Genomic DNA, 23,279 nt, shown 5'->3' on the forward strand with positions numbered 1-23,279 from the left:
ATCGGCGGATTGATAACTGGCTCTGGTGGGGCGCGGACGCGAGGCGTTTGCGTCGTCGGTCGAGTCTTGCATGCAGGAGAAGATGGATGAGGAATAAGGGGGGCGGTATGGCGCTCAATCGGCGCCGCCTGCTGCAGGCAGGTGCGGCAGCGGCATTTGCGACGCCGCTCGGCGGCTTGGGCGCGCAGGCCTTGTCGCTGCGCACGGCACGGCCGATCGATGTCTCGCAATTGCCGATCTGCAAGGCCTCATCCGATGCGCCCGCGCTCACAGGCGCGCCGCGCAAGCTGAAGCTCTCGTGGAATGCCGGCGCGGTCTGCTTGACGCCGCTGCCGGTCGCGATCGATCAGGGCTTTTTCAAGAAGCAGAATCTCGACGTCGAGCTCGTCAACTACAGCGGCTCGACCGATCAGCTGCTGGAGGCGATCGCGACCGGCAAGAGCGACGCGGGACTTGGCATGGCGCTGCGCTGGCTCAAGCCGCTGGAGCAGGGATTTGACGTCAAGATCGCCGCCGGCACCCATGGCGGCTGCATGCGCGTGCTGACCCGCGCCGGCTCCGGCATCGAAACGCTCGCCGATCTCAGGGGCAAGAGCGTTGCGGTGGGCGACCTCGCAGGTCCCGACAAGAACTTCTTCTCGATCCAGCTGACGCGACTGGGCATCGATCCCAACAAGGATGTCGACTGGCGCGTCTATCCCGGCGCCGTCGTCAATGTCGCGGCGGACAAGGGCGAAGTGCAGGCGTTCCTTGCGTCCGATCCGCTGGCCTATCTCTGGCTGAAAGATCCAGCCTACAAGGAGATCGCCTCCAATCTCGACGGCGACTATCGCGAACGTGTCTGCTGCATCGTGGGTCTGCGCGGCAGCCTGGTGCGCGAGGAGCCGCAGGTCGGTCGTGCGCTCACCCAGGCGCTGCTCGATGCTGCTGCTTTCACGGTGGAGAATCCGGCCGTCGCGGCGAAATCGTTCCTGCCTTATGCGCCGAAGCAGGCGAGCCTTGCGGATATCGAAGGCATGGTCCGCTACCACACGCATCATCATCATCCGACCGGTGCGGCGCTCCGGCAGGAGCTCAAGGCCTATGCCGACGATCTGAAGGTCGTCTCGGTGTTCAAGCCGAGCACCGATACCAACAAATTTGCGGAACGCATCTATGTCGATATTTTCTCTGTCTGACGTCGCGGCAGCCGATCACCTGCCGCGCGGCGGCAGTCGCGCCGACAAGCTCCGCGTTACGCTGCCGGGCATCGGCGCTGCGCTCGCCTGGGCCGCCTTCGGCGCCGCCTGCCTGGTGCGCGACGATGTCGGAGACTGGTCGCGAACGAGAGACGTCGCGATCGCCACCTTCGTGATTGCAGCCGTCGTGCTATCGGGCGCGCTCGCTGCCGACCATCTTGGCCGGGTAGGGACGGCCTTGCGCGCACGCAGTACGTGGCTGCTTGCGCTCGGCCTGTTCCTGGCGGTCTGGGAGCTCGCCACCGCGAAATTCGCACTTCTTCCATTGCCGTTCTTTCCGCCGCCGCAGGCGATCGTCGAGGTCTATACCGATGATCTGCCCAAGCTTGCGGACAGTGCCTGGGCGTCGGTGAAGCTGCAGCTCGGCGGCTATCTGATCGGCGCCGCGCTCGGCTTCATCACCGGCGTATCGATCGGCTGGTCGACTTGGATCGGATACTGGGTGCATCCGGTGCTGCGCTTCATCGGTCCGCTGCCGGCCACCGCCTGGCTGCCGATCGCCTTCTTCACCTTCCCCTCGAGCTGGAGCGCCTCGACCTTCCTGATCGCGCTCGCCACCGGCTTCCCGGTGACGGTGCTCACCTGGTCCGGCGTCGCCAGCGTTAGTAGCGCCTATTACGACGTGGCGCGGACGCTCGGGGCCAGGCCGTCGTTCCTGGTGCTGAAGGTCGCGATCCCCGCGGCGCTGCCGCATGTGTTTGTCGGTCTGTTCATGGGACTCGGCGCCTCGTTTGCGGTGCTGGTCGTTGCCGAGATGATCGGCGTCAAGGCTGGCCTCGGCTGGTACCTGCAATGGGCGCAGGGCTGGGCCGCCTACGCCAACATGTATGCCGCGCTGCTGGTGATGTCGCTGCTCTGCTCGGGCGCGATCACGCTGCTCTTCAAGCTGCGCGACCGCGTGCTCATCTGGCAGAAAGGCGTCGTCAAATGGTAACGAGTACGCTCAGCCAACCGATCGCCTATCCCGCGGTCGGCGCGGCGCTCGACATCGCGCATGTCAGCCATGCCTTCGAAGTCGACGGGGCGGAGCTCCCGGTGCTCGACGACGTCAGCCTGATCGTCGAGCCCAGTGAGTTCGTCGCGCTGCTCGGGCCTTCCGGCTGCGGCAAGTCGACTCTGCTCCGGCTGATCGCCGGCCTCGACGCGCCGCGCAGCGGCAGCCTGCGCGAGGACGAGGCGCGCATCAAGGGGCCGCATCCCTCGCGCGTGGTCGTGTTCCAGGATCCGACGTTGTTTCCCTGGCGATCGGTTTGGGACAACGTCGCGCTGGGTTTGGAAGCGCAGGGCATCCTGAAGACCCATCGCGAGCGCATCGATGACGTGATCGATCTGGTCGGCCTCACCGGCTTCCGGAATGCCTATCCGCACCAGCTCTCCGGCGGCATGGCGCAGCGCGTGGCGCTGGCGCGCGCGCTGGTTAACGATCCCAAGGTGCTGGTGCTCGATGAGCCGCTCGGCAAGCTCGACTCGCTGACGCGGATCGCGATGCAGGCCGAGCTCACAGCACTGTGGCAGCGCAAGGGCTTTACCACGCTGTTGGTCACGCACGATGTCGAGGAGGCGCTGGTGCTCGCCAATCGTGTGGTCGTGCTGAGCGACCGGCCGGCGCGCATCAAGGCGGACATCGCGGTCGAACGGCCGTATCCACGGCATCGCGGCGATCCCTACCTGGCGGATCTGCGTCGACAGATCCTCGGCCTTCTCGGACTGGACGCGACATGGTGACGGCAACCGAAAGCGCGGCGGTACGGCCGCTTGTGGTCCCGGACGAAGCGGCGCTGCTGGAACGCGCGCAGCGGCTCGCGCCCCTGTTTGCTGCACGGGCACCGGTTCATGATCGTGACGGCAGCTTCGCCTTCGAGAATTTCCAGGATCTGTTCGACGCGGGCTTGCTGCCGCTGACGGTGCCGCAGGCGCATGGCGGCCATGGCGCCGGTGCGCGCACCACCGCGCGGGTGCTGTCGATCATCGCGCAGGCCGATCCCTCGACCGCGCTGGTGCTGGCGATGCACTACATCCAGCATTTCGTGATGGCGCGAAACAGCGGATATCCACCGCGGCTTGCGCGCAAGCTCGCGCGGGAGTCGGTGGAGGCGGGTGCGCTGATCAACGCGCTGCGCGTCGAGCCGGCACTCGGCTCGCCCGCGCGTGGTGGCCTTCCTGAGACGATCGCGCGGCGAACGGCGACAGGCTGGCGGCTGAGCGGGCACAAGATCTATTCGACCGGCGCACCAGTGCTGAAATGGTACGCGGTGTGGGTGAGAACCGACGAGGCCGAGCCGCGCGCGGGCTTCATTTTGGTGCTGGCCGGCCTGCCGGGCATCCGCATTGTCGAGACCTGGGATGATCTGGGGCTGCGCGCCAGCGGCAGCCACGATGTGATCTTCGACGATGTCGTGATCCCGCTCGACTACGAGATCGCGTTGCGCCCGCCGGCCGAGTGGCGGACACCCGATCCCGTGCAGGCGGTGGCGCATGCGGCCTTCGTCGGCGCGATCTATGACGGCATCGCGCGAGCGGCCCGGGATTGGATCATCGAATTCCTGAGGACGCGCACGCCCGCGAGCCTCGGTGCGCCGCTGGCGACGCTGCCACGCGCACAGGAAATCCTCGGCGGCATCGAGACGAAACTGCAGGTCAACGCGCGGCTGATCGATAGCGTCGCTCGCGATTTCGACGACGGCTTCGCCCCAACGACAATCGAATCCAATGTCGTCAAGCTCACCGTCACCAACAATGCGATCGCGGCGGTCGAGGATGCGCTGTCATTGTCGAGCAACCACGGGCTCAGCCGCAGCAATCCGCTGGAGCGGCGTTACCGCGACGTGCTGTGCGGCCGCGTGCACACGCCGCAGGACGATGCGACGCGTATTGCCGCCGGCCGCGCCGCGCTCGGGCTTTGAGACATCAACGGATAACAGGAAAGGCCAATCGGATGTCCGACATCGAATTCATCGGCTACATCTCCAACAACAACTCCTCGGAGACCATCGTCCGCAAGGGACCGGTGCTCGATCCCGTGCATATCGAGACGGTGGCGAAGGCGCATGAGAATGCCGGCTTCGACCGTGTGCTGCTCGCCTTCCACTCGACGACGCCCGACAGCCTGCAGGTGGCCCAGCATGTGCTCGGCGTGACGGGCAGGCTCAACGTGCTGATCGCGCAGCGGCCGGGCTTCACCGCGCCGACCCTGCTGGCGCGGCAGTTCGCGGTGCTCGACCAGTTCTCGAAAGGGCGCGTCGCGCTGCATGTCATCACCGGCGGCAATGCCAAGGAGTTGCGCCAGGACGGCAACACGCTCGATGACAAGGACGAGCGCTATGCGCGGACCAGCGAGTTCCTGGATGTCGTGCGCTCCGAATGGACCAGCGACAAGCCATTCTCCTACACCGGCAAATATTATCAGGTCGAGAACGGCTTCTCCCAGGTGAAGCCATATCGTCCTGAGGGCATCCGCATCTATTTTGGCGGCGCGTCGGATGCTGCGATTGAAGTGGCCGGCAAGCATGCCGACACCTTCGCGCTATGGGGCGAATCCTACGCGCAGGTGCGTGAGCAGACCGCGCGCGTGCGCGCAGCCGCCGCCAAGCACGGCCGCCCGGCGCCGCGCTTCTCGCTGTCGGTGCGGCCAATCCTCGCCGATACCGAGGAGAAGGCCTGGGCCAAGGCGCATGAGATCCTGGCGCGCGCCACTGCCTTGCAGGACCAAACCGGCTATCGCAGGCCGGCCGACGGCCACGCCACGGCCGGCGCCAAGCGCCTGCTCGCGGCGGCGGAGCAGGGCGCGCGTGTCGACAAGCGGCTGTGGACCGAAATTGCAAAGCTCACCGGCGCCAACAGCAACACCACCGCGCTGGTGGGAACGCCGGAGCAGGTCGCCGAGGTGTTCGGCGACTACTACGATCTCGGCATCAGCCACTTCCTGATCCGCGGCTTTGATCCGCTGATCGATACCATCGAGTATGGCCGTGAGCTTCTTCCGGCGACCCGGCAGCTGATCGCCGAGCGTCAGCGCACGCAAGGGGTGGCTGCGGAATGAAGCCACTTCTTGTTGTTGCCGGCATTCTGCTCGGCCTCGCCACTTCGGCTAACGCGCAAGTCACCTTGCGCGTCGGCGACCAGAAGGGCAATTCGCAAGCCGTGATGCAGGCCGCTGGCGTGCTGAACGACGTCCCCTACAAGATCGAGTGGAAGGAGTTCGTCGCCGCCGCACCGCTGCTCGAAGCGCTTGGAGCAGGCGCGATCGAGACCGGGCTGGTGGGCGATGCGCCGTTCACTTTCGCCGCAGCCGCCAACGTGCCGGTGAAGGCGATCGCCGCGATCAGGCAGAGCCGTGAGGGGCTCGCGATCCTGGTGCCGGAGAAATCGTCGGTAAAGAGTTTTGACGATCTGCGCGGCAAGACCATCGCCACCGGCCGCGGCTCGATCGGCCATCAGCTCGTGCTGGCGGCGCTTGAGTCGAAAGGTTGGACGACTGACGACGTCAAGCTGGTGTTCCTGGCCCCGTCAGACGCCAAGGTGGCCTACTCGCAAGGTTCGGTGGATGCCTGGTCGACCTGGGAGCCCTATGTCAGCCAGGAGGAGGTGCTGTTCAAGTCGCGCCGGATCATCACCGGCGAGGGCCTGACACCCGGCCTCAGCTTTCAGGTGGCGACGCCGGCCGCGATCAACGAGAAGCGCGCAGCGCTGGAGGATTTCGCTCGAAGGATGACAGTGGCGCGCGCCTGGTCGCAGGATCACGTGGAGGGTTATGCCGAGACCTGGGGCAGACTGATGAACATCCCGCCGGCGGTTGCTGTGAACTGGCTGAAGCGGGCAAAGATCAGGATCACCCCGATTGATGATGATGTAGTTGCCGACGAGCAGAAGACGATCGACCTTTATGCCGGCGCCGGGCTGATCAAGCAGCCGCTCAAGGCGTCCGACATCGTCGACCGCTCCTTCACCGAGGCCATTGCCAAGGCCGCAGGGCTGTAGGCGTCGACCGCGTCTCGTTACGCCGGCGGAAGCAGCTCCGCGACCGCCTTGCGCGCGATCGCATTCTCCTCCGGCAGCCCGATCGAGATGCGCACCCAATTGTCGAGCGGCGGCTGGGCGCGACCGATCACGATGTTCTGCGCAGCGAGGGCGGCCGCGATGGTCTGCTGCGGGCGGCCGGCGTCGAAGAAGACGAAATTGCCGACCGAATTGGAGAAGCGGACCTTGCGCTCGCGGAATAGCGCATGCCAGGCCTCGCGCTCGGCAGCCACCTTGTCGCGGACCGAGGCGACATAGCCAGCATCGTTCAGGCTGGCTCTCGCGGCCACCAGGCTCAGCCGGTTCAGCCCGAAGAAAGCGCCAATGCCGCTGCGCTTCAGCGAGGCGGCGAGCTGCGTCGGCGCCAGCGTGTAGCCGATCGAAAGGCTCGCGAGCCCGTAGATCTTGGAGAAGGTCCTGAACACGGCGACCTGTGCGCCCTCATGCACCAGGGGTGCGACGGTGCGCTGCGCGAAATCCGGCGTGAATTCGAGATAGGCCTCGTCGACGATCACCAGCGTGCGCCGGGACAGATCACGAACGAAGTCGATGAAGCGCGTCGCGTCGCTGACGGTGCCGGATGGATTGTGCGGGTTGACCAGATAAACCGCGCGCGTCTTGTCATTGACCTTGGCTGCGAGGGCAGGGAGATCATTCTCGAGCTTGTCGTTCAGGGGAACGCCGACCACCATGCCGCCAGCCGGCGCGACCGCATCGACCAGGGCGGTGTAGCCGGGCTCGGAATAAACGAACTCGCCACCGGCCCCGCCGCTGGCCGACGGATAAAGGCCGAGCGTGTCGAGGATCTCTCCAAGCACGATATGACCAGGGCCGACATTCTCGTGTTTGGCAATGGCGTCCGTCAGTGTGTCGAGTTCGCTGCCGGTGTAGCGGTTGAGCCCGGCGAGGTCGGCCTTGATCGCCTCCACCGCGAGCGGTGAGGGGCCGAACGGGTTTTCGTTCAGCGAAAGACGGACGGGATGTTGCATCGGAGCTGCGGCCATCGCGGGATGAAGGATGTTGAGGGCTGTGGCCGTGCCGAGCAGCAGCCATTCGCGTCGGTTGAGATCAGCCATGGTCCTGTTCCCCTTGGGAAGACGAACTGGCCGCCATGAGCTTGGTAGTTTGCGGCCAGCCGTCGTGTCGAGCAAGTCAACAAAGCTCAACTTGCTGCGCCTGTCGCGATCTCGATGGTTACGGCCGTAACCGCTAGCCGCGTTCCGGATAGCCGTGCAGCATCAGACGATCGGAGCGCACTTCCCAGCGCTCCAGGCGGTCGAGGAAGCTCATACCGAGCAGGTTGGTCTTCATCTGCCCGTGCGGCACGACCAGCGCCGGCACCGAGCGCTCCACCAGCTTGCCGATCGCCAGCCGGTCCAGCGTCAAACGCGCTGCCTTGGTGCGGCCGCCGGCGGTGTCGACGTCGACGTTGTAGTCGAGGAGCTCGAGCGGCAGGCCGGCGGCCTTCGCGGACTCGTAGGTGAGCACGACCGAGGTTGCTCCGGTGTCGACCACCATCGGCACGGCGATGCCGTTGATCCTGGCCTTGAGCGCGAACTCGCCGCCCTGGCCGCGCGGCACTTCGACTTCGCTCGCGGCCTTGGCGGCGGCACGATGACGCAACAGCTCCGAGACCATGTCAGAGGCGCGTGCCGCTTGTTCGGGGTCCTTGTAGGCGATCACGGCGCTGGCGGTCAGCACCATCGTCAAGAGGACGAGCATCAGGCGACTCATGACAAGCCTCCTGCGGCAACAACGGTGTGCTCCCTCTCCCCGTTCTTACGCGGCCGCGACGAGCTTCGCTCGCGCTGTGAGGGGTGGGGTGAGGGGCAAACGCGCGAGTGGTGTAGGTGGCGAGACCTGTACCCCCTCACCGGGATTGCATCTTTCGATGCAACATAGCCGAAGCTTCGCTTCGGCGTTCTTAGGACGGCCGCCGAACGGCGGCCTATGCCTCTCCCCGCAAGCGGGGCGAGGTTGAACTGAGTGCGTGGCGGTACCGAGATAGCAGAGGTCACGCCGATCACTCGCGCCGGCCGCGCCCCGATATCGGCGGCAGTCCGGCCGCATCCATCCGTTCCGGCAGCGCGGTCATCAACGCGCGCCGCTCCTCGGCGCTCATCTGCCCCCAGCGCGCGATCTCCGGCAAGGTCCGGCCGCAGCCGAAGCAGAGATTGGTCCTGGGATCGATCATGCAGACGGCGATGCACGGCGTATCTTGGCTCATAGGCTTGTTGTTGCGGGTCTTCTGGCGGAAGCGCAAGGCCGATCATGTCATAGCCCCGTTCCGGCGTTCATGATCGGCTTCAGGCGCGGCCGGTGCTTCTCGTGCGTGACCGGAAGCTCCGGCTCCGGCTGCAGCGGCGGTGCCTCCTCGCGCACAGGCGCGAGCGCCGACATCACGCGCTCCGGCGGGAAGGTGACGATCACCTCGGTGCCGATGCGGATTTTCGACTTCAGCGTGAAGGTGCCGCCATGCATCTCGATCAGGTTCTTGGCGATCGGCAGGCCGAGCCCTGCGCCTTGCTCGGCCGATTTGATCGAGTTCGAGCCCTGGCCAAACGAGGCGAGCACGATCGGGATCTCATTCTCGGGGATGCCCGACCCGGTGTCACGCACGCTCAAGTACTGGCCGCCGGACGCGGTCCAGCCGGCCTTGAGCCAGATCTTGCCGCCTTGCGGCGTGAACTTGATGGCGTTGGATAACAGGTTCAGCACCACCTGGCGGATCGCACGCTCATCTCCCCATATCCTGGGCATATCGCGCTCGAACACCTCGTGAATGGTCAGTCCGCGGCTCGAGGCGCGCAGCTTGAGCAGATGATGGCAGTCGGCCACCACATGCACCAGCGCGACGGCCTCCTCGTTGAGCTCATAGCGGCCGGCTTCGATGCGGGAGAGATCGAGGATCTCGTTGATCAAATTGAGCAGGTGCACGCCGGAATTGTGGATGTCGGCCGAGTATTCCTTGTAGACCGGCACCGCATGAGCGCCGAAGATCTCGCTCTTCATCACCTCGGAGAAGCCAAGGATGGCGTTCAGCGGCGTGCGCAGCTCATGGCTCATCTGGGCGAGGAAGCGCGACTTCGCGACATTGGCGGCTTCAGCGCGGTAACGCGCCTCGTCGGAGATCGCCTTGGCCTGCTCGAGCTCGCCGATCAGCGCATCCTTCTCGGCGCGCGCTTCGAGTGTGGCGAGGGTCGTCGAATGCAGCCGGTGCGCCAGCAGTGCGAAATAGCCCTCGGCGGCGAGCGCGAATGCAGCCAGCACGTAATTGTCGAGCCTGCCCGACAGCATGAGGTTGAGCGCGATGGCGAACGTGACCGGCGCGGTGGTGGCGAGCGCCGCGATCGGTAGATTGGCCGCGAGCATGCTGGAGACGGCGATCACCAGCAGCATCAGGAACATCATCAGCGTGCCGGAGACCTCGGCGAGCGCCGGATGGATCAGCACCGCCATCCAGCAGATGCCGTAAAGCAGATCAAGCAGGACAAAACGGGTGCGCCAGCTCCGCGTTGCCGCCAGCGACGGCTGGTCGGCCAGAAAGCTCATGCAGTTGCGCACGATGGCGGCGTGGATGCAGAGCAGGCCGCAAGTCCAGGCGCCGGCCGCGACCGGACGCAGCCAGATGCTGAGCAGAAGGCCGGCGGCGACCACCAGCAGCATCACCACATAGGATGCGGAGATGCGCGTCTGCGCGTATTGGCGAAGCAGCTCGCGATCGAAGGCGGGCCGCGTTCCCGATGTCGACGTTAACCGGTCGCGCGCCTCGCGCACCCGCTGCTGCGCCGCCCGGCGCTGGCTCGCTGGCACCGGCGCGGGGGGATCTGCTGGAAGCTCGACGATCTCCGGCGTTTCAGCGGGTTTACTCATGAAACAACACAAATCCTGCCCGCCGGCCACGCGGGCTTTTGCATTGTCTATAACTCGCGCGAAATCCTTAAGAGGTACCTTAGAGAACCAAACATTTCCGTTAATCGGAGGTTAAATTAACGTTTGCGGCGAGCAAGCTGGCCTCGCAAGGAAACCAGCTTGACCGTGTTCGCAGGACAGCCGAGCGCGGTTATTTCTCCAGCCGCGCCAAGAGGCTCGACGTATCCCAGCGCTTGCCGCCGAGCTTCTCGACCTCGGAGTAGAACTGATCGACCAGCGCGGTCACTGGCAGATGCGCGCCGTTGCGGCGGGCTTCGCTGAGGCAGATCGAGAGATCCTTGCGCATCCATTCCACCGCAAAGCCGAAATCATACTTGCCCTCGTTCATGGTCTTGTAGCGGTTCTCCATCTGCCAGGACTGCGCCGCGCCCTTGGAGATGGTGTCGATCACGCTGGGCACGTCGAGGCCGGACTTCTTGGCGAAGTGGATGCCCTCCGAGAGACCCTGGACCAGGCCGGCGATGCAGATCTGGTTGACCATCTTGGTGAGCTGGCCGCTGCCTGCGGGTCCGAGCAGCTTGCACATCCGCGCATAGGCGGCGATGACCGGCTCGGCGCCCGCATAGGCGTCCTCCGTGCCGCCGCACATCACCGTGAGCACGCCGTTCTCGGCGCCGGCCTGGCCGCCCGAGACCGGTGCGTCGACGAATTTGAAGCCGGCTTTGGTCGCTGCGGCGTCGAGCTCGCGCGCCACTTCAGCCGAGGCCGTGGTGTGGTCGACGAAGGTTGCGCCCTTCTTCATGCCGGCGAAGGCGCCGTCGGTGCCAATTGTCACCGAGCGCAGGTCGTTGTCGTTGCCGACGCAGCACATCACGAAATCCTGACCCTCGGCGGCAGCCTTCGGCGTCGGGGCGGTTTTGCCGCCAAACTTGTCGGCCCATTCCTTCGCTTTTGCTGCGGTGCGGTTGTAGACCGTGACCTCGTGGCCGCCTTTCTTCACGAGATGTCCTGCCATGGGAAAGCCCATGACGCCGAGGCCGATGAAAGCGACTTTAGCCATATCTTTGACCTTGTTGATAACCACTGGGGTTTCGCCGGCGGCCGGAAGCGGCCGGGCTTGTTCTGGACGCTCACGCCGCGCGGGAACCACATGGCGGGCGATCGGACGCCGCACCATAAACGCTGGACGACCCAGGGCAAGGCTTCGTGCGAGCTTTCCCGCGAGGCGGCAAGCGCTGCAGTTCGTGCTAGACTTTCGCCGTCACGACGGCTTGCAAACTTGTCGCGGCACAACGAAATCGGTCCAACCGGCCGTATCAAGAACAAAGGGAGTGACCCATGAGCGTCAGCGTCGGCATGCTCGACCATTTCAATATCCGGACCCGGAATCTCGCCGAGACCGTCCGCTTCTACGAGGACGTGCTCGGCCTTCAGAACGGCGCGCGGCCGAACTTCGCCTTTCCGGGCGCCTGGATGTACAGCGAGGGCCGGGCGGTGGTGCACCTGGTCGACATTTCCGCCACCAGCGAGCCGCAGAAGCCGGATTCGGGCGTGGTCCATCACGTTGCCTTCGCCAGCCGTGGCTTCGGCGCGATGAAGGCGCAGCTCGCTCAGAAGGGCATGGCGTTCGACGCCCGCCAGGTGCCCGGCGGCGAGCTCTGGCAGATCTTCGTGCGCGACCCCAATGGCGTGATGATCGAGCTGAATTACGAGGCGGCCAAGGAGCAGGCGGACGTGGCGCCGGTCGAGACGGCCGCCGACATCGGAACGAAGGTGGCCTTTTGAACCGGATCGGCTTATTGGGACCGTCGGGTCATTCTGAACGTGTGCAAGCCGGCCGCTGCCGGAAGATCGCGTTCGGTCAAGATGATAGCGCGCGATGATACCGCGCGCTGTCAACGTCGGGAGAATTGGAATTTGAGCGTAACGCAGCAGCAGGTTCTGGACGCCCTGAAACAGGTGAAGACGCCGCGCGGCGTTGCGCTGGTTGATGCCAACGTGCTGTCGGCGATCACGGCCGGTGACGGCAAGGTGTTCTTCTCGATCAATGTCGAGGCCACGGAGGCCCGCGCCTGGGAGACCACCCGCGCGCAGGCCGAGGCCGCAGTGCGCGCCATTCCCGGAGTCACCTTGGCGATGATCGCACTGACAGCCGAGCGCAAGGCAGGTGCCGCGCCAGCCGCGCCGCCGCCCCGGGCTGCGCAGTCGACCGCGGCAGGGCACCGGCCGCATCAGCACCCGCCGGGGTCGCCGATGTCGCGGCAGGCCGAGATTCCCGGTATCAGCGCCGTCATCGCGGTCGCCTCCGGCAAGGGCGGGGTGGGCAAGTCGACCACCGCGCTGAACCTGGCGCTGGGCCTGCGCGATCTCGGGCTCAAGGTCGGGCTCTTGGACGCTGACATCTATGGCCCGTCGGTGCCGAGGTTGACTGGTTTGCGCGACAAGCCCGCGCTGTCCGCGGACAGGAAGATGGTCCCGCTGGAGCGCTTCGGGCTGTCGATCATGTCGATCGGCTTCCTGATCGAGGAGGATCGCGCCATGGTGTGGCGCGGGCCGATGGTGATGCAGGCGCTGACCCAGATGCTGCGCGAGGTCGCCTGGGGCACGCTCGACGTGCTGGTGGTCGACATGCCGCCCGGCACCGGCGATGCGCAGCTCACGCTGGCGCAGAACGTGCCGCTGAAGGGCGCGGTGATCGTCTCGACGCCGCAGGACCTGTCGTTGATCGACGCGCGGCGGGGCCTGGCGATGTTCCGGCAGGTCAACGTGCCGGTGCTCGGAATCATCGAGAACATGAGCTATTTCCAGTGCCCGCATTGCGGCACCCGCTCGGACATCTTCGGCCATGGCGGTGCCCGGCATGAGGCCGAGAAGCTCGGCGTGCCGTTCCTCGGCGAGATCCCGCTGCATATCGAGATCCGCACCACCTCCGATGAAGGCAAGCCGGTGGTGGCGAGCGCGCCAGACGGCCCGCACGCGGCGATCTACCGCGCCATTGCGAGCGCCGTTCGCGACGGGCTCAAGGATGCGGTCGCCGCGGCATGATCGTGCTGCACCGCCCCTGCGACTATTAGACGATGATGTCATGCCATCGTCGCGTTTTCGCTTAACCGGTTCCGTGCTAAAGGCCCGACACCGGAGCGCCTCCGGCAAGATGCGGGACATGGGCGGCTGCGGGCAGGCCGGCTTTAGGAAAATCGCGTCACCGGCAGCGCGCTGTTTGCTCATGGGAAAATGCCCAATAAGGAGATGCCTTGATGAAGCGTCGTGATTTTTTGAAAGTTTCGGCAACCGGTGCCGCGGCGGCGGCCGCAGTCGCCTCGCCGGCGATTGCGCAGTCCTCGCCTGAGATCAAGTGGCGGTTGACCTCGAGCTTTCCGAAGTCGCTCGACACGATCTATGGCGGCGCCACCGAGCTCGCCAAATACGTGGCCGAGATGACCGACAACAAGTTTCAGATCCAGGTCTTCGCGGCTGGTGAGATCGTTCCCGGCCTGCAGGCGCTGGATGAGACCGCCAACGGCACCGTCGAGATGAGCCACACGGTGTCCTATTATTATGTCGGCAAGGACCCGACCTTCGCGATCTATGCCTCCGTGCCGTTCGGCCTCAATGCGCGCCAGCAGAACTCCTGGTGGTACCAGGGCGGCGGCCAGGAGCTCGGCAACGAGTTCTTCAAGAAGTTCGGCGTCATCGGCTTTCCCTGCGGCAACACCGGCACCCAGATGGGCGGCTGGTTCCGCAAGGAGATCAAGACCGTCGCCGACCTTTCCGGCCTGAAATTCCGCATCGGCGGCATCGCCGGCCAGGTGCTGCAGAAGGTCGGCGTGGTGCCGCAGCAGCTCGCCGGCGGCGACATCTATCCGGCGCTGGAGAAGGGCACCATCGACGCTGCCGAGTGGGTCGGTCCCTATGACGACGAGAAGCTCGGCTTCCAGAAGGTCGCGAAGTACTACTACTATCCCGGCTTCTGGGAAGGCGGCCCGACCGTGCACGCGTTCTGCAATCTCGAGAAGTGGAATTCGCTGCCAAAGAACTACCAGGCCATCCTTCAGAACGGCACGATGGCGGCCAACACCTGGATGGCCGCGCGCTACGACATGCAGAACCCGGCGGCGCTGAAGCGCCTGGTCGCCGGCGGCACCCAGCTTCGCCCGTTCACCAACGAGGTGCTGGAAGCCTGCCTCAAGGCGACCAACGAGCTGTGGGGCGAAATCTCCGCCAAGAATCCCGACTTCAAGAAGTCAATCGACGCGATGCAGGCCTATCGCTCCGATGAATATCTGTGGTGGCAGGTCGCCGAATACACCTTCGACAGCTTCATGATCCGTTCGCGCACCCGCGGCTGATCGAACGAGGCTTCGCCGAAAAGAACAAAGCCCGGCCTCGAAAGAGGCCGGGCTTTTTTGTTGTCGTCATCGCGAGCGAAGCGATGTGTCCGCCATAGCCCGAAGGGCGACGGTGGAAGCAATCCAGCGCCGCAGTCAAGATCCTGGATTGCTTCTTCGCTTACGCTCCTCGCAAGGACGGACGCCTGGCGCCCGCTATTTCGGCGGCCCGAGATCGAGTGGCGGCATGTCGATCTGCGGCACTTCGATCTTGACCTTGTTGAGGTCGACGTTGGTCGGCTTGTCCAGGAGGCCCGTCACCGTGATCGGGAAGGCGATCACCAACAGTACCATGATCGCCTGCAGCCCGATCCAGGGCATCGCGCCCCAATAGATGTCGGAGCTCTTGACCTCCCGCGGCGCCACGCCGCGCAGATAGAACAGCGCGAAGCCGAACGGCGGATGCAGGAACGAGGTCTGCATGTTGACGCAGAGCATGACGCCGAACCAGATCAGCGCCGCCTCCGGCCCGACCACCGGCGCCAGGATCTTCTGCGCGATCGGCGCGATCATCGGCAGGATGATGAAAGCGATCTCGAAGAAGTCGAGGAAGAACGCCAGGAAGAAGATGAAGACGTTGATGAAGATCAAAAAGCCCCAGACGCCGCCGGGCAGCGAAGTGAGCAGGTGCTCCAGCCACTCGCCGCCGGAGACGCCCTGGAACACCACCGAGAAGCAGGTCGAGCCGATCAGGATGAAGGTGACCATGCAGGTGATGCGCATGGTGGTCTCGTAGCCCTGCTTGATCAGATCGCGCAGATCGGGAATGCCGATCGCGCGAATGCAGATCCAGGCCACCGCGAGATAGGTGATGGCGAAGGCGACCTTGAACACCGGCGCGGCGACCGGGATCAGGCCCCGCAGGGAGGCCGCGACCTCGTCGCCGAAAAACAGCGTGCCGACGATGGTGCCGATGCCGGCCGCGATCACGCCTGCGATCAGGATCTTCTTGTCGTTCGACGCGAAATCCTTGTGGTGAATCACGGCGAGCACGATGGCGCCGACCGCGCCCATGGCGCCGGCCTCGGTCGGGGTGGCGAGGCCCATCATCATGGTGCCGAGCACGACGAAGATCAGCACGGCGGAGGGGATGATGCCCATCAGGCATTTCTTCCACAGCGCCCAGCCGGTCAGCGTGCGCGCTTCCTTCGGCACCGCCGGCACATGGCTCGGCTTGATGATGCTGAGCACGAAGGTGTAGCCCGCGAACAGCAGGATCTGGAACACCGACGGGCCCCAGGCGCCGAGATACATGTCGCCGACCGACTTGCCGAGCTGGTCGGCGAGCACGATCAGCACCAGCGAGGGCGGCACCAGCTGCGTGATGGTGCCGGAGGCCGCCAGCACGCCGGTGATGTAGCGGATGTTGTAGCCGTAGCGCATCATCACCGGCATCGAGATCAGCGCCATCGCGATCACCTGCGCCGCCACCGTGCCGGTGATGGCGCCCAGGATGAAGCCGACGATGATGACGGAATAGCCGAGCCCGCCGCGGATCGGGCCGAACAGCTGGCCCATCGAATCCAGCATGTCCTCGGCGAGCCCGCACCGCTCCAGGATCGCGCCCATGAAGGTGAAGAAGGGGATCGCCAGCAACAGGTCGTTGGATAGCACGCTGCCGAAGATGCGCCCCGGGATCGCCTGCAGGAAGTTGAGGTCGAAGAACCCAAGATGAATGGCGAGGAAGCCGTAGGAGAGCCCGACCGCCGCCAGTGTGAACGCCACCGGGAAGCCGATCAGCATCGCCAGGACCAGGCCGCCGAACATCAATGGCGGCATCATCTCCAGCGTGATCATTGCGTCGGCCTCTCATATTTGGCGTCGATCGTCACCTCGCCGCGCAGCGCGGCGGCGCGCTTGATGACCTCGGAGAGGCCCTGCAGCGCCAGCATCACGAAACCGGCGGGGATCACGAACTTGATCGGCCAGCGGAGCAGGCCGCCGGCATTGGGCGAGTACTCGCCGACATGGTAGGACTGCAGGAAGAACGGCCAGGACAGGTAGGCCAGCAGCAGGCAGGTCGGGATCAGGAAGAACAGCGTGCCAATCAGGTCGAGCCAGAGCTGGCCGCGCTCGGACAGATAGAGATAAAGCAGCTCGACCCGGACATGCTCGTTGCGGCGGAACGTATAGGAGGCGCCGAACATCACGATCAGCGCGAACATGTACCACTGCAGCTCGAGCCAGCCGTTCGAGGAGATGCTGAAGGCGTAGCGGATCATCGCGTTGACGGCGCTGACCAGGCAGGCCAGCAGCACTAGGATGTTGCAGACATAGCCGACCTTCTCGTTGATCTGGTCGATAGCTGCGCTCAGGGCGAGGAAGGGGCGCATCATGGTCTCCGCAACGGCCGCCGGGTCGGGGGGCTTGCAATGTCGGAGCGCGTCACGTGACCATCAGGCATCGGATGCGTGATGCCGCGGCACGTCGTCGAAAGCGATTGCAACTGATATCCTCCCCTTGGGCGCTCCCGGTCTTGTCGACCCGTTCATCTGCCTGTTCCCGAGACAGCTGCCCTTGAGGGCACGGGCCGCGAAAGCGGGGGCACCATTTCAGCGAGATTTGATGCCGTCAATCGGAAAATTGACATATTGACGCATCGGTAAGGCGTTGTGGCTCCTTGGTAAATCGGTTGGCCGCGGCGCACCGAACGGGCGATGCCCGTGGCGGTCATTCGGCCGGGAAATGGAACACGGCGTACGTTCCGCCGCGGGCGAGGGTCGTTCGCGCCGGGCCTGCGTGCATCTGCCTGCCGGGATGGCAGTCAAACACGCCGCAGGCGTCCCGGCGTTGAGCCGGACCCATAATCCCGGGCCTTTTGGAAGGCAGACCGGTCGCTCTGCCGCATCCTGTGACCTCCAGAGAAACCCTTCTCTGTGTGCCATGCCGTGCGTCGCGCGATCTCTGGACATGACACCGCACTCGCGCGGCGCGTTCGCGTCCGAGCTCTCTTTGTTGACGTGCCCTCCTGACGTGCCCTCCTGATGAAGAGAGCGCAGGCAATGCCGGGCGCTGGCCGCACCCATGGCCCGCCTGCTTGAGCCGGCTCGGGAAATGAGTTTTTCGGTGCGGGTGCTTTCATCCTGGCACCGCGCGATGGGCCGAAGCGCACCGAATATGATCTGCAGTCGATGGCTCGCCGGTTCGGGCGGAGCATCCGACGCCGATCAACGGCAGAGCGGTCCGGTGATATCTCGGCACGCGGCTGCGCCCGGAACCGATGCGGCCGGCGCACGTTTATCTCGGCCAAGGAGGAGGCTCTCGATGAAGAAGCTGTCGTTCGCGCTCGCGGTGTTTCTCTCGGCTCTGCCGTCCTTGGTGATGGCGCAAGGCCATATGGGCACGCCAGAGGAGCAGAGGGCCTGCTCACGCGATGCCAAGCGCTTTTGCCGGCAACAGCTCGGCGACGACAATGCGGTCCAGCAGTGTCTGACGCAGAATCGCAGCCGGCTGAGCAAGAGCTGCTCAGCCGTGTTCCAGAGCCACGGGATGTAGGTCGACGCCCGGCGGCCGTTGATAATAAATTAATAGCAGGGCGGATGAGCGAAGCGTAATCCGCCACGGTCTGTTAGGTATCACGACTCGCCGCGATCTTTTGCACATCCCATCATTGGTCGTGATCTCGTCGACGATATTGTCGAATCTCCAAGCTGTGGTAGTCCGCCCTGCGCCCAGTGCGGTTGGAGAAGACTGCGCTTTATGAAAGCCTGTTGGCATCCCCCGGCGCGGCCGTCTGGCAGGATGCCGGGTAAGACGCTCTGTCAACAATAAAGGCCGCGGCCACGGAATGGCCGCGACCTCTGACGTGGCCGGACGTTAACTGGCACGACGCCGGCTATTGCCGCTCTTTGATGATGGTCGTGCTGCTGCTGCCGACAGTGCCTTCGTCCTCGCAGACCTTGGTCTGCTTGATACGGTCCTCAGCCTCCACGCGGCTCGTGAAGGCCATGGGTCCGATCTGCGTCACGACTTCCTTGTCCGCCGGGCGCGTGGTGGTAATCGTGCAGCGATGGCTGGGTCCTTGCACGATGTAGTACTCTTCAGCGAGCGCCGGGGCGGCAGATCCGATAATCACTGCGCCAGCAAGAAGAAGGGGTGCTTTCATTGTCGCCTCTCTGTCCAGGTATGACCAAACGGAAGACCGCGGCCATGAACGGCGTAACCGCTCATCCTTCGATCTTCTCCGCGGTTCTGCAACTCACCGGGCGGTCAGGGGTTCCGATCACCCCCGGGGCCGATGGCGTGGCACCCAGGCGCGCATCTGCGGGGCAGGGCATGATTCATTCGACTGACGCGTATCGCTTCGGCCTTTCCATTCGGCTTCGCCGGACAAGTCGCCGTCCTACTCGGTTCGCCGCCACGGTCTCCGTTCCCAGGCCGCTCTCAGCCGCTCCCATTTCGTCTCGGTCCACTCCAACGTATTAAGGAGCGGCTGTTGCAGGACCGGCACGTCCTGCGCGATGAAGAGAAAACCGAGCGGCAGCATCCAGAGGCCTAGCACAGGCAAGAAGCTGAAGATGCCTCCGGCGATCAGCAGCAATGCGATCAGCCAGCGAACGATCAATGAGGAGGGCTTGCGCAGCCATCGAATGAACCTGGAGGCCCTCGACGGCATGCGGGCGTCGATCCTCTCGAAGTACCTGTCCAACTCCGCCTTTGCCGACGTCATCTGTGATGGATTCCTCGAGCCTCGCTGATGCATTTCGTTCCATGCGCGTTGCGGCGGGTTCGCTGCCCGGAATGAGAATAATCCCGCTATGCAATCGCCGATCCCCACGCAGATGCGCGGCAAAGCCGCGCATCTGCCGGCGATGGCTCGGCAAGCGCTGATGGCCGCATACGAAATGCCCGGCCGACCAAGGGACGGATGCATCGAGCAGGGCTGCAGATTTGGCCGACCGTCGAGACGTCCGACTGCATCAATCAGCCGTGAGGTCATGGCGTACGCTCGCGGAAATGTCCTCTGTTCGCTGCCGCCTGGCGCGCAAGGAACGGATCCTGCCGTGCTACCTTCAGTCATCATGCCTCGCGCTCTCGACTTCCGGTCAAGATGGGATTGGATTAGCATGGCGCAACCGACAGGTGATGCAGTCCATCACGACGTCGGACCAAAACCAATGGGAGGAACGGACGATGACGACATCATTACGTTCAATTCCGCGGCGCGCGGTGCTCGGTGGGATAGCTGCCTCAGGGGCGATGCTGACGCTGTCGGGGTTGGCCCATGCGAAACTGCCGATGGGTCAGCCGCAAGCGCCTTATTTCTATCGCTTCAAGCTCGGCGACGCCGAGTGCACCATCGTCTCCGACGGCCAGTTGCCGCTCGGCGATCCCACTGCTGCCTTCCTGAACATCAGCAAGGAGGAGATCGTGCGGGAGTTGCACGACAACTTCCTGCCCGCGGACAACGCCGTACTGGAGCAGAACGTGCTGGTCGCCAATTTCGGCGATCGCGTGGTGCTGTTCGATACGGGCATGGGTACGGACACCTTGTTCGGCGACGGCACGGGCAAGCTGATGACCACGCTGAAGCAGGCCGGTATCGATCCCGCAGGTGTCGACGCAATTGTGATGAGTCACGCGCATATCGACCATTGCGGCGGGCTGATCGCGGACAATGGCAGCCCCAATTTCCCGAATGCGCAATATTTCATCGGCGAGCCGGACTTCGCCTATTGGACTGACGATGCCAAGATCCCAGCCAACTATCCCGCGCGTCCGCACTTCCTGGCCCAGGCACGAAAGAACCTGCTGCCGCTCAAGGAGCGCATCCATTTCTACAAGGATAACGAGGAGATTCTCCCCGGCATCACGGTGCTGTCCGCGCCGGGGCACACGGTCAGCCATTCCATTTTCATGATCAATTCGGGCGGCAAGCAGCTTTGCTATATCGGCGATCTGGCGCATCACCCGGTGCTGCTGCTGGAGCGTCCGCGCACGCAGTTCGCGTTCGACACCGACCCGGTGCAGTCGGCGGAAAGCCGGGTGCGGATGCTGACCATGCTGGCCGCAAACCGGACGCCGCTGCTGGCCTATCACTTCGCCTGGCCCGGCATCGGGCATGTCGCGAAGGCCGGCGATGGTTTCCAGTATTTCCCGCTGCCCGTGCAGCAGCAGGTCGTCGGATCGATCTAAGCAGTCGATGCGAGCGACACCGGCCGGGGCCGGATGGCCCCGGCCTTCGGCACTGAGGGCACACGGACGCGTTCGCGCGCAGGTTGTTTGGCGGGGCCGAGAGTGATAGCGTCGTCCGGCCGGCGCAGGACAAACGCGTTCGCGCGCATCAGCGGCGTTTCCAGCCCCGGCGGGAGGAAGCGATGGCGGACCAGATCTCATGGCACCTGTCCGGTGACTATTTCGAGAATTGCAGTTGCAGCGTCGTGTGCCCGTGCCTGGTGTCGGCGGGCGCTCCGCTCACCGCACGCCCGACCGAGGGCTTTTGCAACGTGCCGCTGATCTTCCACATTGAAACCGGCCGCTATGGCGAGATCGCGCTCGATGGGCTCAATGTCCTGGTGGTCCTGCACGCACCCGGCGTCATGGCAGAGGGAAACTGGTCGCAGGCCACCTATATCGACCAGCGCGCAGACGACGAGCAGACCGGGGCCCTAACCGCGATCTTCACCGGCGCCGCCGGTGGCCCGATGGCCGCGTTCACGCCGCTCATCAGCCAAAATCTCGGCGTGAGCAAGGTCCCGATCTCATTCCAGATCGATGGCAAGACGCGGTCCGCCGAAATCCCGGGCATTCTGCACATGTCGGTCGATCCGCTGCCGACGATGCATCCGAGCGGGGAGATCTGGGCGAACATCGGCCATCCGGTTGCCCCCGACAAGATGGCGATGGCCGTCGGCGCCGCCGGCAATACGTTCAGCGATCGTGGCATGCACTGGGATAATTCCGGCAGGAACGGTCTTTATGCGCAGATTCACTGGTCGAACCAGGCCTGATGCAAACGACCTGATACGGGCTTGCGGCAAGGCCGCGAACCCACATCGCGCATGACGGGCAGCCCCCTCGAATCCGTCCTGCGCCGCGATCGCTGGACGATCGGCGGCGCGATCGGGATCATCGTCGCGCTGGCATGGAGCTATGTTCTCTGGCTCGCCAACGACATGGACATGGGCGGCATGGACATGACGGGCTTCCGCATGATTCCGGCCGGGATCGGAATCATGTTGCCGGCGAGCGAGCCATGGCATGCGATCGAGTTCGCCTATGTGTTCCTGATGTGGACGGTGATGATGGTGGGAATGATGGCGCCGTCGGCTGCGCCCATGATTCTGATGTACGCCCGCGTCGGTCGACAGGGGCGAGCACAGGGCAAGCCATTCGCCGCGACCGGCTGGTTTGCAGCCGGCTATCTGCTCGCCTGGAGCGGCTTTTCGCTCGCAGCAACCATGCTCCAATGGGCGATCGAGCGCGCCGCGCTGCTGGATTCCCGGATGGTGCTCGACAGCAACCTGGTCGGTGGCGTCGTGCTGATCGCGGCGGGCGCCTACCAATGGACACCGTTGAAGGACGTCTGTCTCGCGCAATGCCAGTCGCCATTCCTGTTCCTGATGCGCCACGGCGGCTTTCGCAACGACGTGCACGGCTGCCTGCTGCTGGGCCTTCGGCACGGCGGCTATTGTGTCGGTTGCTGCTGGGTGTTGATGGCGCTGTTGTTCGTCGTCGGCGTGATGAATGTGCTTTGGATCGCGCTGCTGACCCTGCTGGTCCTATTGGAGAAAGTTACGCCGACTGGGCGATGGATCGCGCGTGTCGCCGGCGTCGCCTGTGTGGTCGCCGGCGCCTGGCTGCTGATGTCCTCGCCGCAATCATGAGCAGCCCGCGCGCGAGCGCAGGGCTTCCGGCAGATCTCGAGTGAGTGCACCTTCGCGCGGAGCCCTGCTTCAGCGACGGCCAGCCGAGCGCGCCCAATTCTGACGTCGCTGTCAGAATCTGTCGCCCTTGTCATTTGCATCTCAGGGTAACTTCCAACTGGAATACCGCCGCTGCCGCGGAGTTACACGTCGGGTGAAACTGCTCGCGTCAGCAAACGGGAGGCACAGATGATCAACCTGCGGATCAGGCTTGTCGCGTTGGGAATCCTTCTGACGGCGCTCATGGGCGCGTCCTCGTTCACTGCAGTCTTCGCAGCCGGAGGCGGCGGCGGGGGTGGCGGCGGTGGCGATCCCTATGGCGGCGCCTATTCCACTCCGAGCCCGCCGGCATCCTATCCAAATCGGTCGGACACGAAGGCGACCACGCACAAGGTCAAGAAGGCGGACAAGCGATCGTTTCTCGATGATCCCGCTTTCAGGCAAGATTACCGCGCGGCCTACGACACGATCTACGATCGGCACGACTACGCCGCGGCCATCGATCAGCTCAAGGCGCTCGGCCACGATGATTATGCGAATGTGGCCAATCTCATCGGCTACTCCTATCGCAAGCTCGGCGATTACAAGCTCTCGCAGGTCTGGTATGAGCGCGCCCTGCAGTCCGATCCGAACCATGTCCTGACCTGGAACTACTACGGTTTCTGGCAGATCGAGCAGGGCAATCGCGACGCGGCGGAATATCATCTGAGCCGGATCGGAGAGATCTGCGGCACCGATTGCGCCGAATATCGCTCGCTCGCCGCCGCGCTCGAGCAGCCAGCCGGCAGCGATCTGGTCTATTAGAGACTAGATGCCTGTTTCCAAAGTCTCGGTCCTAGTGATACGCCCCCACTGTCATCGTCCGCGAAGGCGGACGATCCAGTACGCCGTGGCGTCTC

At 64.5% G+C, this 23,279-nt stretch carries 23 protein-coding genes; 15 read left to right on the plus strand and 8 right to left on the minus strand.

Annotated elements, in window-relative coordinates:
- Positions 1-86: 86 nt before the first annotated feature.
- Genes P6U24_RS15565 through P6U24_RS15590 form a run of 6 tightly spaced genes read left to right on the plus strand, consistent with a single transcriptional unit; the run spans position 87 to position 6,215 of the window.
- Complete coding sequence (locus P6U24_RS15565; RefSeq protein ID WP_407159947.1) at positions 87-1,178, plus strand: ABC transporter substrate-binding protein; 1,092 nt, start codon at positions 87-89, stop codon at positions 1,176-1,178.
- Entirely contained in the window at positions 1,156-2,172 is a 1,017-nt protein-coding gene (locus tag P6U24_RS15570) for an ABC transporter permease (RefSeq protein ID WP_407159948.1), read from the plus strand. The genes P6U24_RS15565 and P6U24_RS15570 overlap by 23 nt, the downstream gene beginning before the upstream one ends.
- Positions 2,166-2,963: an ABC transporter ATP-binding protein gene (locus tag P6U24_RS15575; protein WP_407159949.1), complete on the plus strand. Its 798-nt coding sequence runs from the start codon at positions 2,166-2,168 to the stop codon at positions 2,961-2,963. Before P6U24_RS15570 ends, P6U24_RS15575 begins: the two co-directional genes overlap by 7 nt.
- Positions 2,957-4,141 (plus strand): acyl-CoA dehydrogenase family protein, encoded by a 1,185-nt coding sequence (locus tag P6U24_RS15580; protein WP_407159950.1) that lies wholly within the window; start codon positions 2,957-2,959, stop codon positions 4,139-4,141. The genes P6U24_RS15575 and P6U24_RS15580 overlap by 7 nt, the downstream gene beginning before the upstream one ends.
- A 32-nt stretch (positions 4,142-4,173) precedes the next feature.
- Positions 4,174-5,277 carry an LLM class flavin-dependent oxidoreductase gene (locus P6U24_RS15585; RefSeq protein ID WP_407159951.1) on the plus strand — a complete coding sequence of 368 codons (1,104 nt, stop codon included), beginning with the start codon at positions 4,174-4,176 and terminating at the stop codon, positions 5,275-5,277.
- Positions 5,274-6,215, plus strand: coding sequence for an ABC transporter substrate-binding protein (locus tag P6U24_RS15590; protein ID WP_407159952.1), 942 nt, complete (start codon positions 5,274-5,276; stop codon positions 6,213-6,215). The genes P6U24_RS15585 and P6U24_RS15590 overlap by 4 nt, the downstream gene beginning before the upstream one ends.
- A 17-nt stretch (positions 6,216-6,232) precedes the next feature.
- Here P6U24_RS15590 and P6U24_RS15595 read toward each other — a convergent pair whose 3' ends face one another.
- The 5 genes from P6U24_RS15595 to P6U24_RS15615 form a co-directional block, all read right to left on the minus strand.
- Positions 6,233-7,330: a pyridoxal phosphate-dependent aminotransferase gene (locus tag P6U24_RS15595; protein WP_407159953.1), complete on the minus strand. Its 1,098-nt coding sequence runs from the start codon at positions 7,328-7,330 to the stop codon at positions 6,233-6,235.
- Positions 7,331-7,463: 133 nt separating this feature from the next.
- Positions 7,464-7,988 (minus strand): TIGR02281 family clan AA aspartic protease, encoded by a 525-nt coding sequence (locus P6U24_RS15600; protein ID WP_407159954.1) that lies wholly within the window; start codon positions 7,986-7,988, stop codon positions 7,464-7,466.
- Positions 7,989-8,277: 289 nt separating this feature from the next.
- A complete protein-coding gene (locus P6U24_RS15605; protein WP_407159955.1) occupies positions 8,278-8,481 on the minus strand; it encodes a DUF1289 domain-containing protein in 204 nt (67 codons plus the stop codon).
- Positions 8,482-8,528: 47 nt separating this feature from the next.
- Positions 8,529-10,127 (minus strand): sensor histidine kinase, encoded by a 1,599-nt coding sequence (locus tag P6U24_RS15610; RefSeq protein WP_407159956.1) that lies wholly within the window; start codon positions 10,125-10,127, stop codon positions 8,529-8,531.
- A gap of 190 nt (positions 10,128-10,317) precedes the next feature.
- Positions 10,318-11,187, minus strand: a complete 870-nt coding sequence (locus tag P6U24_RS15615) for an NAD(P)-dependent oxidoreductase (RefSeq protein WP_407159957.1) — start codon at positions 11,185-11,187, stop codon at positions 10,318-10,320.
- A gap of 278 nt (positions 11,188-11,465) precedes the next feature.
- Here P6U24_RS15615 and P6U24_RS15620 point away from each other — a divergent pair, with 278 nt between their 5' ends.
- The 3 genes from P6U24_RS15620 (at position 11,466) to P6U24_RS15630 (ending at position 14,476) form a co-directional block, all read left to right on the plus strand.
- Positions 11,466-11,912, plus strand: a complete 447-nt coding sequence (locus P6U24_RS15620) for a VOC family protein (protein ID WP_407159958.1) — start codon at positions 11,466-11,468, stop codon at positions 11,910-11,912.
- A 132-nt stretch (positions 11,913-12,044) separates the two neighbouring features.
- On the plus strand, positions 12,045-13,172 hold the full coding sequence (locus P6U24_RS15625) for an Mrp/NBP35 family ATP-binding protein (RefSeq protein WP_407159959.1): 1,128 nt from the start codon (positions 12,045-12,047) through the stop codon (positions 13,170-13,172).
- 212 nt (positions 13,173-13,384) lie between these two features.
- Positions 13,385-14,476, plus strand: a complete 1,092-nt coding sequence (locus tag P6U24_RS15630; protein ID WP_407159960.1) for a TRAP transporter substrate-binding protein — start codon at positions 13,385-13,387, stop codon at positions 14,474-14,476.
- A 195-nt stretch (positions 14,477-14,671) separates the two neighbouring features.
- On the opposite strand, the gene P6U24_RS15635 is transcribed toward P6U24_RS15630, so the two are convergent.
- Entirely contained in the window at positions 14,672-16,312 is a 1,641-nt protein-coding gene (locus tag P6U24_RS15635; RefSeq protein WP_407159961.1) for a TRAP transporter large permease subunit, read from the minus strand.
- Positions 16,309-16,848, minus strand: a complete 540-nt coding sequence (locus tag P6U24_RS15640; RefSeq protein ID WP_407160483.1) for a TRAP transporter small permease subunit — start codon at positions 16,846-16,848, stop codon at positions 16,309-16,311. The genes P6U24_RS15635 and P6U24_RS15640 overlap by 4 nt, the downstream gene beginning before the upstream one ends.
- 931 nt (positions 16,849-17,779) lie before the next feature.
- On the opposite strand from P6U24_RS15640, the gene P6U24_RS15645 reads away from it, so the two are divergent.
- Positions 17,780-18,010 carry a hypothetical protein gene (locus P6U24_RS15645; RefSeq protein WP_407159962.1) on the plus strand — a complete coding sequence of 77 codons (231 nt, stop codon included), beginning with the start codon at positions 17,780-17,782 and terminating at the stop codon, positions 18,008-18,010.
- Between the two features lie 340 nt (positions 18,011-18,350).
- On the opposite strand, the gene P6U24_RS15650 is transcribed toward P6U24_RS15645, so the two are convergent.
- Positions 18,351-18,620 (minus strand): hypothetical protein, encoded by a 270-nt coding sequence (locus P6U24_RS15650; protein ID WP_407159963.1) that lies wholly within the window; start codon positions 18,618-18,620, stop codon positions 18,351-18,353.
- Positions 18,621-19,032: 412 nt separating this feature from the next.
- On the opposite strand from P6U24_RS15650, the gene P6U24_RS15655 reads away from it, so the two are divergent.
- The 5 genes from P6U24_RS15655 (at position 19,033) to P6U24_RS15675 (ending at position 23,184) form a co-directional block, all read left to right on the plus strand.
- Positions 19,033-19,212, plus strand: coding sequence for a hypothetical protein (locus tag P6U24_RS15655; RefSeq protein ID WP_407159964.1), 180 nt, complete (start codon positions 19,033-19,035; stop codon positions 19,210-19,212).
- A 436-nt stretch (positions 19,213-19,648) separates the two neighbouring features.
- Complete coding sequence (locus P6U24_RS15660) at positions 19,649-20,650, plus strand: MBL fold metallo-hydrolase (RefSeq protein WP_407159965.1); 1,002 nt, start codon at positions 19,649-19,651, stop codon at positions 20,648-20,650.
- A 182-nt stretch (positions 20,651-20,832) separates the two neighbouring features.
- Entirely contained in the window at positions 20,833-21,465 is a 633-nt protein-coding gene (locus tag P6U24_RS15665) for a DUF1326 domain-containing protein (protein WP_407159966.1), read from the plus strand.
- Positions 21,466-21,516: 51 nt separating this feature from the next.
- Positions 21,517-22,341, plus strand: a complete 825-nt coding sequence (locus P6U24_RS15670) for a DUF2182 domain-containing protein (protein ID WP_407159967.1) — start codon at positions 21,517-21,519, stop codon at positions 22,339-22,341.
- A 228-nt stretch (positions 22,342-22,569) separates the two neighbouring features.
- Complete coding sequence (locus P6U24_RS15675) at positions 22,570-23,184, plus strand: tetratricopeptide repeat protein (RefSeq protein ID WP_407159968.1); 615 nt, start codon at positions 22,570-22,572, stop codon at positions 23,182-23,184.
- The last annotated feature ends 95 nt before the right edge of the window (positions 23,185-23,279 follow it).

Origin of the sequence: Bradyrhizobium sp. STM 3557 (assembly GCF_045571465.1) — a bacterium.
Taxonomy (GTDB): domain Bacteria; phylum Pseudomonadota; class Alphaproteobacteria; order Rhizobiales; family Xanthobacteraceae; genus Bradyrhizobium.